The following is a 12,666-nucleotide window of genomic DNA, read 5'->3' on the forward strand; positions in this document are numbered from 1 at the left end:
AATGGGAACCCGGCGAGCGATTGTCATCAGGGCCAGCACGTACTGGGTGCACAACAGGCCGGATATATTGTTGCAGTCTTAACCTCGTTTCCAAACGCATGGGCGCTCTTGCAAAACGGGGGAGTCCATATATTACGTTAGGTGTCAGGATGGACTCGCTGCTCGCCTCAACCTTACCGTTTGTGCCGCCGAATTACCGGTAGTTTGTTAATTCGGGAGGTAGAGGTACAAACCGTGTCCGAGGGTGACGGCGGCCAGCAGTGCCGCGAATTCGGGCGGTGGGGGATGGCGGCTCCACCCCTTGCCAACAGCGGATGAGCCATCGCCACGGGGGCCAGCCAAGCACGCACGCGCCGCAGCGCTTGTGGCCAGCGCCCCAGCGGCGGGGGTGACGCGCTGATTTTTTTCCGCTCCCCGCCTGTGGTAGGTCTGGCCTGGCAGGAGGCCGGTGAAGCGGCGTGCGGTATCGAGGCGTTCACGTCGGCCTCATGCCACCAGCAGAAGCTGAAGGCACAGCACACGAGGGCCCAATGCCGACGAATCGCCCGGTCGGAACGGACCATGAAATCGGCCCAACCGAGTTCGACTTTCATGCATTCCAGGTGCGCAAGCCATAGAGATGGACGATTTCGGCCAGCGGCAAGATCGCCACTAAGTTCAACAAACTACCGCTAACAACCGCGTCAACTCGGACGACATAAAGCGACGCTCGCTTTCGCTCACGCAGCCGTGTATTGGGAGTGTGACCTTGCCGTGACGGAGTTGCACGCTACGCCCTTAAGAAACCCCGATCCGAATATCGACATCCCGGCTCAGCCACCCCAGGGTGACGGTGCGGAAGGCCGCCTCCTCGGCCTCGTCCCAAATCACGCAAAGCAGGGCTTCTTCGCGGCTGAGCAGTTCATCCCGCTCCAGTTTGGCAATGGCTGCCGCGCAATCGAGCGGATCGACTTCGTTGCGCGCAAATACGTCGCTAGCCGCCTGGATGCCATTGGCAATCTCTTCCTGCGACGCCAACTCGGCGTGCTTGCCCTCGATACTGATCGTTCTTTGCATGTTGACCCCTAATTTTTCATAGCCCGATTCGGATGTAAGACCTCACTGCATGGCCGGAGCGGACTTGGTTTCCGGCGGCGGCGGGTTGGCGCAGTGGGAAGCGTGATGATGGATGATGCGGATTTCGCCAGCCTCGACTATAAAGGTATTGTTGGCCACCAGCAGCGCCCCCTGAATTTCTTCATAACACACCACCGTGGCCATCGCACCATACACAAAGGCTCGGGCGTAATGCGGGGTGACGGTGCCGGTGGCGGAGTTCTGGAAAATTCGCCGCCAGCTTTCGATGATGGCGGCATGCTCGGTCAGGACCGGCCAGCCGGGATGGATGCAGAGCACGGGCCACTCCCGCGCCCACAGCCGCTCCATCACAGCGAAATCGCGGTGGGAAAAGGCGTGGTAAAACGTTTCGTTGGCAAACAGAACGGCCGTCGCGTCCATGGGGCTTGGGTGTTCCAACCGGTCATTCATTCATGTCGGGAAACAGGATAACCTCGTCCGGCAGATCGTTTTCGTTCTTCTGCAGATCGAGGCCGCCCACGAGAGCATAGCCGGCATCGCCTTCGTAAAGCACCACGGCGTTTTTCGGCATTTTCAGCAAGGCTTCAATCAGTTGTTCGACCGTCATCGCTATAAATCGTCGGAAATGGCTTCCATGGCGATCAGCTGCTCGCGCAAGGCCATGTGTGCGTAAAACCCATCCCGTCCGTCGTAGAGCGGGTCCCGATACAGCGCCGCCACCGCCGTTTCATCGGACAGATACACGCGGCAGACTTCCCGCTCGTGAGCGACGGCGGCGGCGCAAGCCTCCAGTTCGGATACCGGCTCGGCCTGCCAGACACCGGGACTTAAAAGATAATCCGCCCGATACAGCACGGTGTCCCAGCCATGCCGTTCGGCGTGTTCGAAAATCCCCGGCTGCTCGGCTCGGGCACTTGGCGACTCCGGCGCCAGACCGGCCGCTTCGAGCCGCTGCCGCGGGCTCAGCGCGGCAAAGACCGTCCGGTCGCCAAGTTCTTTAGCGGCCCGGACCTTGCGCGCGAAATCCTCCCGGTCGAACGCAAACCAGGCGGATGCTCGGCCTTGATGAGGAATCTCAACGACATAGATCATGGCTTACTCCACCTTTGACGAGGGTTCTGACCCGGCCGCGCCAGGCCGCCTATTGGTCGATAGCGCGGTCATGCGCAGTCAACCAGGGACGGCGGGAGGACGGGGGATGCGGTTTTTCCGACAACCTGGATGTTGACTGTGAGGGCGAACTCGCGCCAGGCGGCGACGAGATCCCGCCGGATGGTTTGCACGTAATCCGGCGCCGGATCGTGCTCCAGTGGAAAGTTCGACAGGGCGCAGGAGCTGCGATTGAAGCGCAGCGCTTCCTCGAGCAAGGCATCGTTGAATCCCGTGAACGGAGCGAGCAGCGGCGGGGTGAGGTCCGACCGGCCGTCGACGATGGCCACGCCGTTGCCTTCGAAGGGCAACTGGTCCAGTTGCCGCAAGGCTTCACGGTAAATGTTCTCCACGGTTTCCAACAGGGATAACTGGGTCAGTTGATCCCGCCGCTGGGCGGAGAGATTGTGGTGGATGCACTGCTGGTAGCGCTCGAAGGCGCCAGTCCTTTGAACGCTCACCCACTCGCCGAAGCGTGCGAGGCAATCCAGATTGACAGGGCTAGTCGGAGCTTGCGCCAATTGCCCCTGAAGCCGCGCGGCGGCATCCAGCGCGCCTTCCATATAGCCGCCGCCGTAGCGGGCGGTTTCCGAGGCGCCGAACAGGAGCTTCCCGTTCCAGTACGACCGGCTTAGAGCAGGGCTGCCGTACTCGGGATGTTCGTCCGGCCGCTCGCGGTCCAGCCGGCTGCACGTATAAGGCTCTGTGGCCCAGTCCTGGTAGTGTTGTTCCCCCTGCTCGGCTTCGGCGCCGAAGAATTGGACCAACTGGCTCCGGATCAGCATCGGCATGCCCACCCGGAACGCCTCACGCTGCTCCACCGACAGCGCGACGAATCCGCCCAAGGCGGCTTTCCCGGCGGTGGCGTCGCAGGCATCGAAAATCTCACCGAGCACGGCTTGCTCATGCCGGGCGAAGCCATTACCCGATAACCCCGCCTCGCGCCAAAACGGCCGGGCGAAGCCTATCAGAGCCTTGGCCTCCGCGGCCATCCAGGTAGGCGTTTCCCGCATCGCCCGGCGCAGCTCGTCGTCCGGGGAGGGTTCCAGGCGGACCTGCTCGTCCAGCACGCGGGGCGGGATGGCGAGTACCGCGCGACGCGTTTCGACCACCGACATGACATCGCCGCAACGAAAATGGAGGGCGATGTGATCGCCCCGATCTTCCACGGCGATAAGTGCTTGTCCCAGCCGCAGCCGGCTCTCGGGCAGCCGGCCCGCGAGGGCCTGCACCAGGGCCGCCATGCCGCCTTCCAGTCGCATGGCCCCGTTGTGCACGGGCGCGCCACCCAAGGATTCGAGCTTGCCGTCCGCCTCCTTGAGGCCGAGGACATCGCCCTCGTCATGCTGGGGAAAGCTGGCAAGGCCCAGGTCGGCCACCAGGCGGGCGATGCGCGGATGGATCTCCGGCCAGAACCAGGTCGGCCCCAAATCCAGTGCTATTCCGCCCGTAGCCGAGGGCACCGAGAGAATACGCCCGCCCAGACGCGAACGGGCTTCGAACAAGAGGTAGGATCGTCCCTGACGCTCCAGCTCATGGGCCAGCACCAATCCGCACAGCCCGCCTCCGACAATGACCGTATCCAGCATGGCTTTCACCTCTAATGCGCGATGGCCGCACCGCCGGCTTTCGCCTGGGCGGCGCGCTCCGGATCGATGGGCAGGGTTGCCGTCTCCAGGGGTTCGGGCAGGCGCTGTAGCGCGGCGCCGAGCACCTCGTCGATCCGGCGCACCGGGAGAATACTGAGGTGCTGTTTGACGTTTTTAGGAATCTCGGCCAGATCCTTTTCGTTTTCGTGGGGGATCAATACCGTTTTGATGCCGCCGCGATGCGCAGCCAGGAGCTTTTCCTTCAAGCCGCCGATGGGCAGCACCTCGCCCCGAAGGGTGATCTCGCCGGTCATGGCCACATCGGCGCGCACCGGAATGCTCGTCAGGGCTGAAACCAAGGCGGTGCACATGCCGATCCCCGCGCTGGGGCCGTCCTTGGGCGTCGCGCCTTCGGGCACGTGGATATGCATATCGCTGGTTTGGTAGAAGTCGGGGGGAATGCCCAACTCCGCGGCCCGGAGGCGGGCCACGGTCATCGCGGCACGAATCGATTCCTGCATGACCGCACCCAGCTTGCCGGTATAGGTCTGCTGCCCGGTGCCCGGCATGACGGCGGATTCGATGGTGAGCAATTCGCCTCCCACCTCGGTCCAGGCCAGCCCGGTCACCTGGCCGACCCGGTCGGTTTCCTCGGCGCGGCCATAACGGTAGCGCGGCACGCCCAGGAAATCATCCAGGTTATGGTGCGTTACCACGCATTTCTTGGCGCCGGGCTTGAGCAGCAGGCTCTTGACGACCTTGCGGCAGATCGTGGCAATTTCGCGCTCGAGGCTCCGCACCCCGGCCTCGCGGGTGTAATGGCGGATCATGGCCTGCAGGGCCGAATCGGTGATCTGGATTTCGTTTGCCTTCAACCCGTTATGCTTCACTTGCTTAGGAACAAGATAACGGGAGGCGATATTGATCTTCTCGTCTTCGGTATAGCCGGCGATGCGAATCACTTCCATCCGGTCCAGGAGAGGCTCGGGGATATTCAGGGTATTGGCGGTGGCGATGAACATCACGTCCGACAAATCGAAATCGACTTCCAGGTAATGGTCGTTGAACGCGTGGTTTTGTTCGGGGTCGAGCACCTCGAGCAGGGCCGAGGCCGGATCGCCGCGGGAATCCGTCGCCATCTTGTCGATCTCGTCCAGGAGGAACAAGGGATTGCGGGTTTTCGCCTTAGCCAGGTTCTGGAGAATCTTGCCGGGCAGAGCGCCGATGTAGGTGCGCCGGTGGCCGCGAATTTCGGCCTCGTCCCGCACCCCGCCCAAGGCCATGCGGACGTATTTGCGATTGGTGGCGCGGGCAATGGATTGCCCCAGGGATGTTTTGCCGACGCCGGGCGGCCCGACCAGGCATAGAATCGGTCCTTTCAGTTTCTTGGCGCGCTGCTGAACGGCCAAATATTCCAGGATCCGTTCCTTGACCTTGTCGAGGCCGTAATGCTCGGCTTCGAGCAGCGCTGCCGCCTTTTTCAGATCGATGCCGGCCCTCGTGCGTTTTTTCCAGGGCACGTCGATCATCCAGTCGAGGTAATTCCTGACCACCGTCGCTTCGGCCGACATCGGCGGCATCCGCCTGAGCTTGTCCAGTTCCGTTTCAGCCTTGGCGCGGGCGGCTTTGGGCATTCCCGCTTTCGTAATCCTTTCGGCCAGATGGTCAAACTCGTCGGGCGCTTCGCCCATTTCCCCCAATTCCTTCCGAATCGCTCTCATCTGCTCGTTCAGATAATACTCGCGCTGATTCTTTTCCACCTGCTGCTTGACGCGGCCGCGAATGCGCTTATCCACCTCCAGGAGGTCGACCGCGTTTTCCATCACCATGATCAGCTTTTCGTAACGGGCCGCGATATCGGCGGTTTCCAGAAGCGTCTGCTTGTCCTCGATTTTGACGGACATATGAGCGGCCATGGCGTCGGCAAGCCGGCCGGGCTCGCGGATATCGGCCACCGAGTTCAAGACCTCCGGCGAAATTCGCTGCTTTAGTTTCACGTACTGGTCGAAAGAGCCGGAAGCAGCCCGCATGAGGGCTTCGATTTCCGCTTCGCTCAGCTTGAGTTCGTCGTCGAGAGGAGTGACCAAGACCATGTCGTGGCTATCAGCCGCCCGATACTGCTCGATTCGGCAGCGCCTGGCGCCTTTGATCAGCACCTTCACCGTGCCATCCGGCAGCTTAAGCAATTGCAGAATCGTCGACAGGGTACCGGTTTCATACAAATCCCCGAACTCCGGTTCGTCGAGCTCGGCGTCTTTTTGCGCCACCACGAGGATGTGCTTGCCGGATTGCATGGCGCCGTCCAGCGCCCGGATCGATTTCTCCCGGCCGACGAATAGCGTGATTGCCATATGCGGATACACTACCACATCACGCAAAGGCAGTACCGGAACCAGGTTATCCACTGGATGAACGTTTGCGGTCGATTCGTTTTCCACGATAAAAGCCCTCGAACTAGAGCGGTTTCTGATTTGGCGTAGTGCCCGCGATAGCGGACGCTACGTGTCTTAGTCCCGTTAGAGCGCCCCTGAGCATCGCCGCCTGGGACCGGATTAGCCCAAAGGGGCGCGGCACGATGCCGCGCGGCGACCGAGGGACAGGACGTCCCTTCGGTTGGCCCCGGTCCCAGGCGGCGATGCTCAGGATCAGGGCGCTCTCCGGGTGCCCTTTCTTTTGGTTCCTTTTCTTTGGGCAAGCAAGGAAAAGGAACCCGCGTGCGGGGCGGCTCCCCGCTCTAAAAAAGCGCCGCGATTCGCGGCACCTTAGGATGTGCTTCCAGATACCACTCATCAATACACCAAACCAGAAAGATGCTCTAAAACAGCCGATTTACTCTCAATTGCTCGATGAGACGGCTCACGCCGACGCGCATTGCTTGTCTTCGCTCTGGTAGATGAGATAGGGCTGGGTTTCTCCGCGCACCACGTTTTCGTCGATGACGACCTTGGTCACAAGCTCCGAGGACGGAAGTTCGTACATCGTATCGAGCAAGACGTTCTCGAGTATGGTCCTAAGGCCCCGCGCGCCGGTCTTGCGCTCGATGGCGCGCTGGGATACAAGCTTCAGGGCATCGGCACGGATTTCGAGCTCGCAATCTTCCATCTTGAACAGTTTTTGGTACTGCTTGACCAGCGCATTCTTCGGCTCGGTCAGAATCCTGACCAGAGCCTCCTCGTCGAGTTCTTCGAGGGTCGCCACCACCGGGAGCCTCCCGACGAACTCGGGGATCAGGCCATAGCGGATCAAATCTTCGGCTTCGACCCCGGCGAGAACCTCGCCCACATTGCGGCGTTCATCCTTGCTTTTCACCTCGGCGGAAAAACCGATGCCCCCTGTTTCCGAGCGTGCCCGGATGGTCTTGTCCAGTCCTGCGAACGCCCCGCCGCAGATAAAGAGGATATTGGCGGTGTCGACCTGTATAAGCTCCTGCTGCGGATGCTTGCGCCCGCCCTGGGGCGGTATCGAAGCGACGGTGCCCTCGATCAGCTTGAGCAATGCCTGCTGCACGCCTTCGCCGGACACGTCGCGGGTAATGGAGGGATTGGCGGACTTCCGGGAAATCTTGTCGATCTCGTCGATATAGACGATGCCGGACTCGGCTTTCTCGACATCGTAATCGCACTTTTGCAAAAGCTTTTGGATGATGTTTTCCACGTCCTCGCCGACATAACCCGCCTCCGTGAGGGTGGTGGCATCGGCAATGGTGAAGGGCACGTTCAGGATTCGCGCCAGGGTTTCCGCCAGAAGGGTTTTTCCGGAACCTGTGGGCCCAATCAGGAGGATATTGCTCTTGGCCAGTTCGACGTCGTTTTTTCCCGCATGGGCCTTGAGCTTGAGCCGTTTGTAATGGTTGTAAACGGCGACGGCCAGAATGCGCTTAGGTCTGTCCTGACCGATGACATAATCGTCCAATATAGCTTTGATTTCCTTGGGCTTCGGTAGTTTTTCCGGATGATTGGAAGAGTTTTCGTACAATTCCTCGCGAAGGATGTCGTTGCATAATTCGACGCATTCATCGCACACGAATGCGGCCGGTCCTGAAATAAGTTTTCTGACCTCATGCTGGGTTTTCCCGCAGAATGAACAATAGAGAAGCTTCCCGCTCCGTTCCTTGCCGTTTTTCTCGTCGCTCATTGCTCTAACCTCTTACGTTAGCTAGATGTTTATTCGGTACGGCGACCCTATCGCATTAGCGCTCGTCGGTAGACGGATTCCGCTGGCTGAGCACCTGATCGACCAGGCCATATTGCCGGGCATCGTCCCCGCCCATGAAATTGTCGCGGTCGGTATCGGTCCTAATTTTTTCGATGGGCTGTCCGGTATGCTTGGCCAGGATCTGGTTCAGCCGATCACGGATCGACAGGATCTCTCTGGCATGGATATCGATGTCGCTGGCCTGTCCGCGGAAACCACCCAAGGGCTGATGAATCATGATCCGCGAGTGGGGCAGCGAGTAGCGCTTACCGGCCGCGCCGCCCGCCAGCAGCAAGGCGCCCATGCTGGCCGCCTGTCCGACGCACAAGGTGCTGACGTCGGGTTTGATGAACTGCATGGTGTCGTAAATGGCGAGACCCGCCGTGACCAAGCCGCCCGGCGAATTGATGTAAAGGTGGATGTCTTTATCGGGATTTTCGGACTCCAGAAACAGCAGCTGGGCGATCACCAGGTTCGCCATGTGGTCTTCGACCTGGCCAACCAGAAAGACGACCCGCTCTTTCAGCAGCCGCGAATAAATATCAAATGCTCGTTCACCCCGCGCGGACTGCTCGATGACGATGGGCACCAAGCCGCCAGCGGCTGAAGGGGCGGGGATTTCGGCGGGCTGATGTATCACGTTCGTGTTCTTATGGGGTGCAGATCAATGAAGCGTGCGCGGGATGGCGAGGCTGAAAGGGGCGATGGGCGCTTCGAAGGGCACCCCGTCGTCGGCCACCAACTGGTAGCTGCCCTGCATGCTGCCCACAGGGGTTTCGATCATCGCCGAGCTGGTGTATTGAAACGCCTCCCCGGGGCGCAAATAGGGATGTTCGCCGACCACGCCCTCGCCCACTACCTCGATCATTTTTCCATTGGCATCGGTGATGACCCAGCGCCGGCCCAGGAGCCTCGCCGGAATGGTGCCGGTGTTTTCCATGGTCACGGTGTAAGCGAATACGTAGCGCTCCGCACCGGGATGCGATTCCTCTCCAAGATAAACGGTTTTCACGTCGACTTTGAGTTCGCGAATACTGCTTGTCATAACGTTGCCCCTTGTTATTTGATCGATTGTCTTACTATGAACGGTGAGAACCCGTAGGGCGGGTTAGGCGGTACTCCAATCGCAAACGTCCCGCTTTAGTCGCGGGACCTTCCAATCGCAAACGGTCGCTTTAGTCGCGACCCTTCCAATCGCAAACGGTCGTCCTGGGAGCGCCAGGACGACCCTTCCAATCGCAAACGGTTGCTTCAGTCGCACCCCTTCCACCGTAACCCGCCGAATGCGCGAGATGGCGGGTTACGCGAATACGCTAACCCGCCCTACGGCTCACGAATAAGCTATTCCAAAAACCGGAGTCCCGGTCCTTGCGAATCCACTAACCGGACTTCGCCCTGAGCTTTTTCTTCGATCTTCACCACCCCGAGGAGAGCCACCCTTCCATCCGGGTGCCGTGCGGCGGACACGACTGTGCCGACGCTTTCCGTAGCGCCATCGCCATGAAGCTTCGTGCCGGACGGGGGAAGCTCTTTGCTATCCACGTAGGCCAGATACAGGCGGCGCTTGACCTGACCCCGGTAATGCAGCCGGGCGATGACCTCTTGCCCCGGATAACAGCCTTTGGTGAAACATAAGCCGCCCAAGGCTTCGATGTTCAGCATCTGGGGTATGAATTCACCGGCAGTCTCGGAGACCAGCAGCGGGATGCCAGCCAGGATATCCAGCAGGGACCAGGCGTTCCGGCCCACCGGCGGAATCGCAGGTACGAGGTTTTGCCAGAGGCTGGTAACCGCCGGGGTGCTGCCGACCGCCAGCCAGCGGGGATAGGGCTGCCCGGTGATGGCCATGAGGGTGCAATCGCCTAAGGTCCGGGTCTCCCCGGTCTGTAAGGGCGGCGGTGCGCCGAAGAAAGCGGTGAGCCTGGATTCCACACCCGGCCCGGATAGACCTAAGCGCAGCAGGCTGTCGCTCGCGTCCGTGAGGGTCACCTTGACCCTGAGGAGGTATTGCTTCAGTCCCGCCAACACCGATTTCACAATGTCTCTCGGAAGGAGAAGATAATAGGCACCTCCGCGCAAGAACAGCCAAAAGGTCGCCTGCGCCCGCCCCTTGGCATCGCACCAGGTGGTGAACTGGCTCCGTTCCGAGGACACGAGGCGTACATCGCCGGTGAAAAGACTGGCCAGAAATTTCTGGGCGTCGTCGCCCCTGACTTCGATCAGCCCGTAATGGGAAAGATCGGCCATGATATCGGCGCTCAGCGCCTGCCGCCCCTCGGATTCCGCCTGTCCGAAATCAATGACCCCGGACTCATCGAACCGCCCGCCGCTTTGTTCCAGGACCGCCCGCCACATGCCGGGCAGGCTTTCGCCGCCGGCATGCCCGGCCGGCGAAGCTGCTCTTTCGAGGCCGTGCGAACCTATCGCTTCACCGATTGCCATGCGCCGTCCTCCTCGGGTCCGAAACAATTGGCATACTCGACGCAGACCGCGCAACTGGGGGAGCGGCAAACAAAGGCCCCTTCGCGTTCGCAGAGCTGCTTGTAGAAAAACTTCTTCCAGCGCATGCCGCCGGTGTTCCGGGCGAACAACGCGGAGAAATGCCGCGCCAGAAGATCCGACAGGACCTGCCGGTTGGCAAGACCCATGTCCTGCCACAGATGGTCGTCGCCCATGCAGCAGGCGGCGATGGCATACGCGAGCCAGCGGCTTTCCCGGCTGTCGTCACCGCGGTGCTCGAGCAGCAGCGCCACGAGATCTTCGAACTCATCGGTTTCGACGCGGCGGGTCGCACCAGCGGCCAGGGCCGCTCTGAATGCTGGGGTGAGATACGCATCCTCGGCGCCGGGAAAGTAACGGTTCAGCAGCGCGCCGAACTCGTCCGCATCCAGACCGAATCCGGTTCGGCCGGAAAGCCTGGACGAGCTTCGCGCCAGTTCGATTGCCGAAACGAAGGTACGCGTCACAGGATCTTGCGGCTCCCGGGCGTAGGCCATCAGCGGATCGTAATGGTCCGCATCGGGGCTGCCCGAGCCGGCCGGCCTCGGAACGTTCGGGATGGGCTGCCACATGGGGGCCGGCATCAGGCTGCCACCGCCTCGTGGGTATAGCACTGCTTGGGGCAGATCTTGGCGCAAGCCTCGCACCCTACGCAGTTGGCCACGTTGGCGATGGACATGACCTTCTTGTCATATTCGTCATCGTCGTCCTCATCGGGACTGCTCAGCCTGACCACGTCCCCATCCTCGTTGATCCCGACCATCTCCAGGACCTCGCGTCCGCAGACCTTGTAGCAGCGTCCGCAGCCGATGCATTTTTCCTGATTGATGACCTCGACAAATTTGGGGGTCCATACCTTTCCCCCGGGCAGGGTTACCGTAAATTCGCTCATCGTGGGCTCCTAGCCGCCGGAACCGGCGGTCTCTTTGCGGAATTCGTCCAATTCGCGATAGGCCTGATAGGTTCTCTCCGCAACTTCCCGGATGCGTTCCCAGCCCGTAGGCAGGTCCTCGGCCAAGTCGTGGAGATCCATTTTCAGTGCGGTCGCTTGGGCGTTCAGTTTTTTAAACTTCGCTTTCGTGTCTTCTATGTCTGCCATCGCTGCCTCGTTGGTTTGCCGTGTAGGGTGGGTTTAGGTGGTACTCCAATCGCAAACGGTCGCTTTAGTCGCGACCCTTCCGCCATAACCCACCGGATACCGCGATAAGGTGGGTTACGCGAGTACGCTAACCCACCCTACGTCGCTCAGCCGTACTTCGCTACTTCGGAGTAGCGGTTGATCATGTCCACCCCGGCGGCCACCAGCTTTTCGCCCTCCTCGGCGAGCTTTTCCATGCTGGGAAAGCCGAACCGATGGACGTCGCGCAACTGCTTGTTCACCACGATCAGCCGGCCGGCGATCAGGACCATGCGGCCGAAGCCCTCGTGGGACATTTTCATCATGGGCGTGACCATGACCCCGCTGGCCCGCTCGATGGAGAGACCGACGGCGTTGTAGAACAATTCCAGGCGCCACAGAGTCTCGGGGTCCGGATCGCCGACAATGGGAATCTCCCGGCGCTTCTCTTTGTCGAGGACATACGGCTCGAGCAGCGCCTCGTCACTCTTGCCGTCCCAGGTGCCGTAGGAGTCCTGCGCACGCCATTGTTTGACCAGCTCCTTGACGAACACCGATTCCATGGGGGATGCGGTGCCTTCGGTTTTTACTGCCAATGCTTCAGCCATGTTCCACCTCTTCTTCTTCAAAATCGAACTCACGGTCCTGGCCTTTACCCTCCTTCGCCAGCACCTTGCGGAGCCAGGGCGGCGGATTGCCTTTCAGGACTTCCTGCAATTTCTCCAGGAGTTCCGTGATGGGCTCCGGCTGAGGAACCTTCATGGGATGTATGCCCTGAGCCACCACCCGCGCCGCGCCGGAACCGCCGATGGCGGCGACGTACAGAATCGCGCAATCCTTGATGGCTTCGAGCTTCGGGGCCAGCTTGTCCTCGTTGCCGTCTTCCTGCAGATCGCCCTCGAATTGCACGGCTTCGAGAAACCGGTAGCCCTCCGCCGACAATTCGTAGATGGCGATGTTTTTGGCCCAGCCGAAATGGGCGTCAACCCGTTGCAGATCCTGGGTAGAGAATGCGACTTTCATGCTTCCTCCGCGATAAAA

At 60.7% G+C, this 12,666-nt stretch carries 16 protein-coding genes; all 16 read right to left on the reverse strand.

What is annotated here, in order from left to right:
* Positions 1–173: 173 nt before the first annotated feature.
* Entirely contained in the window at positions 174–593 is a 420-nt protein-coding gene (locus VEB01_RS17375) for a hypothetical protein (RefSeq protein ID WP_324877629.1), read from the reverse strand.
* 184 nt (positions 594–777) lie between these two features.
* Positions 778–1,056, reverse strand: coding sequence for a hypothetical protein (locus VEB01_RS17380; RefSeq protein WP_324877630.1), 279 nt, complete (start codon positions 1,054–1,056; stop codon positions 778–780).
* Positions 1,057–1,098: 42 nt separating this feature from the next.
* Positions 1,099–1,527, reverse strand: coding sequence for a YybH family protein (locus VEB01_RS17385; RefSeq protein ID WP_324877632.1), 429 nt, complete (start codon positions 1,525–1,527; stop codon positions 1,099–1,101).
* Positions 1,520–1,684, reverse strand: coding sequence for a hypothetical protein (locus VEB01_RS17390; RefSeq protein WP_324877634.1), 165 nt, complete (start codon positions 1,682–1,684; stop codon positions 1,520–1,522). Before VEB01_RS17390 ends, VEB01_RS17385 begins: the two co-directional genes overlap by 8 nt.
* Positions 1,685–1,686: 2 nt before the next feature.
* Complete coding sequence (locus tag VEB01_RS17395) at positions 1,687–2,169, reverse strand: hypothetical protein (RefSeq protein WP_324877636.1); 483 nt, start codon at positions 2,167–2,169, stop codon at positions 1,687–1,689.
* A 68-nt stretch (positions 2,170–2,237) separates the two neighbouring features.
* Positions 2,238–3,815 carry a flavin monoamine oxidase family protein gene (locus VEB01_RS17400; RefSeq protein ID WP_324877638.1) on the reverse strand — a complete coding sequence of 526 codons (1,578 nt, stop codon included), beginning with the start codon at positions 3,813–3,815 and terminating at the stop codon, positions 2,238–2,240.
* Positions 3,816–3,826: 11 nt separating this feature from the next.
* On the reverse strand, positions 3,827–6,253 hold the full coding sequence (gene lon / locus VEB01_RS17405; protein WP_475442140.1) for an endopeptidase La: 2,427 nt from the start codon (positions 6,251–6,253) through the stop codon (positions 3,827–3,829).
* A 418-nt stretch (positions 6,254–6,671) separates the two neighbouring features.
* The gene (gene clpX, locus VEB01_RS17410) at positions 6,672–7,949 is read right to left on the reverse strand and encodes an ATP-dependent Clp protease ATP-binding subunit ClpX (protein ID WP_324877640.1); all 1,278 of its coding nucleotides are present in this window, start codon (positions 7,947–7,949) and stop codon (positions 6,672–6,674) included.
* 55 nt (positions 7,950–8,004) lie between these two features.
* Entirely contained in the window at positions 8,005–8,649 is a 645-nt protein-coding gene (gene clpP / locus VEB01_RS17415) for an ATP-dependent Clp endopeptidase proteolytic subunit ClpP (RefSeq protein ID WP_324877641.1), read from the reverse strand.
* 24 nt (positions 8,650–8,673) lie between these two features.
* Positions 8,674–9,054, reverse strand: coding sequence for a Co2+/Mg2+ efflux protein ApaG (gene apaG / locus VEB01_RS17420; protein WP_324877643.1), 381 nt, complete (start codon positions 9,052–9,054; stop codon positions 8,674–8,676).
* A gap of 296 nt (positions 9,055–9,350) precedes the next feature.
* Entirely contained in the window at positions 9,351–10,451 is a 1,101-nt protein-coding gene (gene ygfZ, locus VEB01_RS17425; RefSeq protein ID WP_324877645.1) for a CAF17-like 4Fe-4S cluster assembly/insertion protein YgfZ, read from the reverse strand.
* Entirely contained in the window at positions 10,430–11,092 is a 663-nt protein-coding gene (locus VEB01_RS17430; protein WP_324877646.1) for a nitrogen fixation protein NifQ, read from the reverse strand. Before VEB01_RS17430 ends, ygfZ begins: the two co-directional genes overlap by 22 nt.
* Positions 11,092–11,400: a ferredoxin III, nif-specific gene (gene fdxB / locus VEB01_RS17435; RefSeq protein WP_324877648.1), complete on the reverse strand. Its 309-nt coding sequence runs from the start codon at positions 11,398–11,400 to the stop codon at positions 11,092–11,094. The genes VEB01_RS17430 and fdxB overlap by 1 nt, the downstream gene beginning before the upstream one ends.
* Before the next feature lie 9 nt (positions 11,401–11,409).
* Complete coding sequence (locus tag VEB01_RS17440; protein WP_324877650.1) at positions 11,410–11,607, reverse strand: CCE_0567 family metalloprotein; 198 nt, start codon at positions 11,605–11,607, stop codon at positions 11,410–11,412.
* 146 nt (positions 11,608–11,753) lie between these two features.
* Entirely contained in the window at positions 11,754–12,233 is a 480-nt protein-coding gene (locus VEB01_RS17445) for a NifX-associated nitrogen fixation protein (RefSeq protein ID WP_324877652.1), read from the reverse strand.
* Positions 12,226–12,648 (reverse strand): nitrogen fixation protein NifX, encoded by a 423-nt coding sequence (nifX, locus tag VEB01_RS17450; RefSeq protein ID WP_324877654.1) that lies wholly within the window; start codon positions 12,646–12,648, stop codon positions 12,226–12,228. Before nifX ends, VEB01_RS17445 begins: the two co-directional genes overlap by 8 nt.
* Positions 12,649–12,666 lie beyond the last annotated feature (18 nt).

This window comes from Methylocaldum sp., from assembly GCF_035627495.1.
In the GTDB taxonomy this organism is placed as follows: Bacteria; Pseudomonadota; Gammaproteobacteria; order Methylococcales; family Methylococcaceae; genus Methylocaldum.

What these genes read in the sequence shown, in the direction of transcription:
- apaG (WP_324877643.1), bottom strand. Translation starts at nt 9,054, where the DNA reads ATGACAAGCAGTATTCGCGAACTCAAAGTCGACGTGAAAACCGTTTAT.
- VEB01_RS17390 (WP_324877634.1), bottom strand. Translation starts at nt 1,684, where the DNA reads ATGACGGTCGAACAACTGATTGAAGCCTTGCTGAAAATGCCGAAAAAC.
- VEB01_RS17430 (WP_324877646.1), bottom strand. Translation starts at nt 11,092, where the DNA reads ATGCCGGCCCCCATGTGGCAGCCCATCCCGAACGTTCCGAGGCCGGCC.
- VEB01_RS17395 (WP_324877636.1), bottom strand. Translation starts at nt 2,169, where the DNA reads ATGATCTATGTCGTTGAGATTCCTCATCAAGGCCGAGCATCCGCCTGG.
- VEB01_RS17385 (WP_324877632.1), bottom strand. Translation starts at nt 1,527, where the DNA reads ATGAATGACCGGTTGGAACACCCAAGCCCCATGGACGCGACGGCCGTT.
- fdxB (WP_324877648.1), bottom strand. Translation starts at nt 11,400, where the DNA reads ATGAGCGAATTTACGGTAACCCTGCCCGGGGGAAAGGTATGGACCCCC.
- VEB01_RS17380 (WP_324877630.1), bottom strand. Translation starts at nt 1,056, where the DNA reads ATGCAAAGAACGATCAGTATCGAGGGCAAGCACGCCGAGTTGGCGTCG.
- VEB01_RS17440 (WP_324877650.1), bottom strand. Translation starts at nt 11,607, where the DNA reads ATGGCAGACATAGAAGACACGAAAGCGAAGTTTAAAAAACTGAACGCC.
- clpX (WP_324877640.1), bottom strand. Translation starts at nt 7,949, where the DNA reads ATGAGCGACGAGAAAAACGGCAAGGAACGGAGCGGGAAGCTTCTCTAT.
- VEB01_RS17400 (WP_324877638.1), bottom strand. Translation starts at nt 3,815, where the DNA reads ATGCTGGATACGGTCATTGTCGGAGGCGGGCTGTGCGGATTGGTGCTG.
- VEB01_RS17375 (WP_324877629.1), bottom strand. Translation starts at nt 593, where the DNA reads ATGAAAGTCGAACTCGGTTGGGCCGATTTCATGGTCCGTTCCGACCGG.
- nifX (WP_324877654.1), bottom strand. Translation starts at nt 12,648, where the DNA reads ATGAAAGTCGCATTCTCTACCCAGGATCTGCAACGGGTTGACGCCCAT.
- ygfZ (WP_324877645.1), bottom strand. Translation starts at nt 10,451, where the DNA reads ATGGCAATCGGTGAAGCGATAGGTTCGCACGGCCTCGAAAGAGCAGCT.
- VEB01_RS17445 (WP_324877652.1), bottom strand. Translation starts at nt 12,233, where the DNA reads ATGGCTGAAGCATTGGCAGTAAAAACCGAAGGCACCGCATCCCCCATG.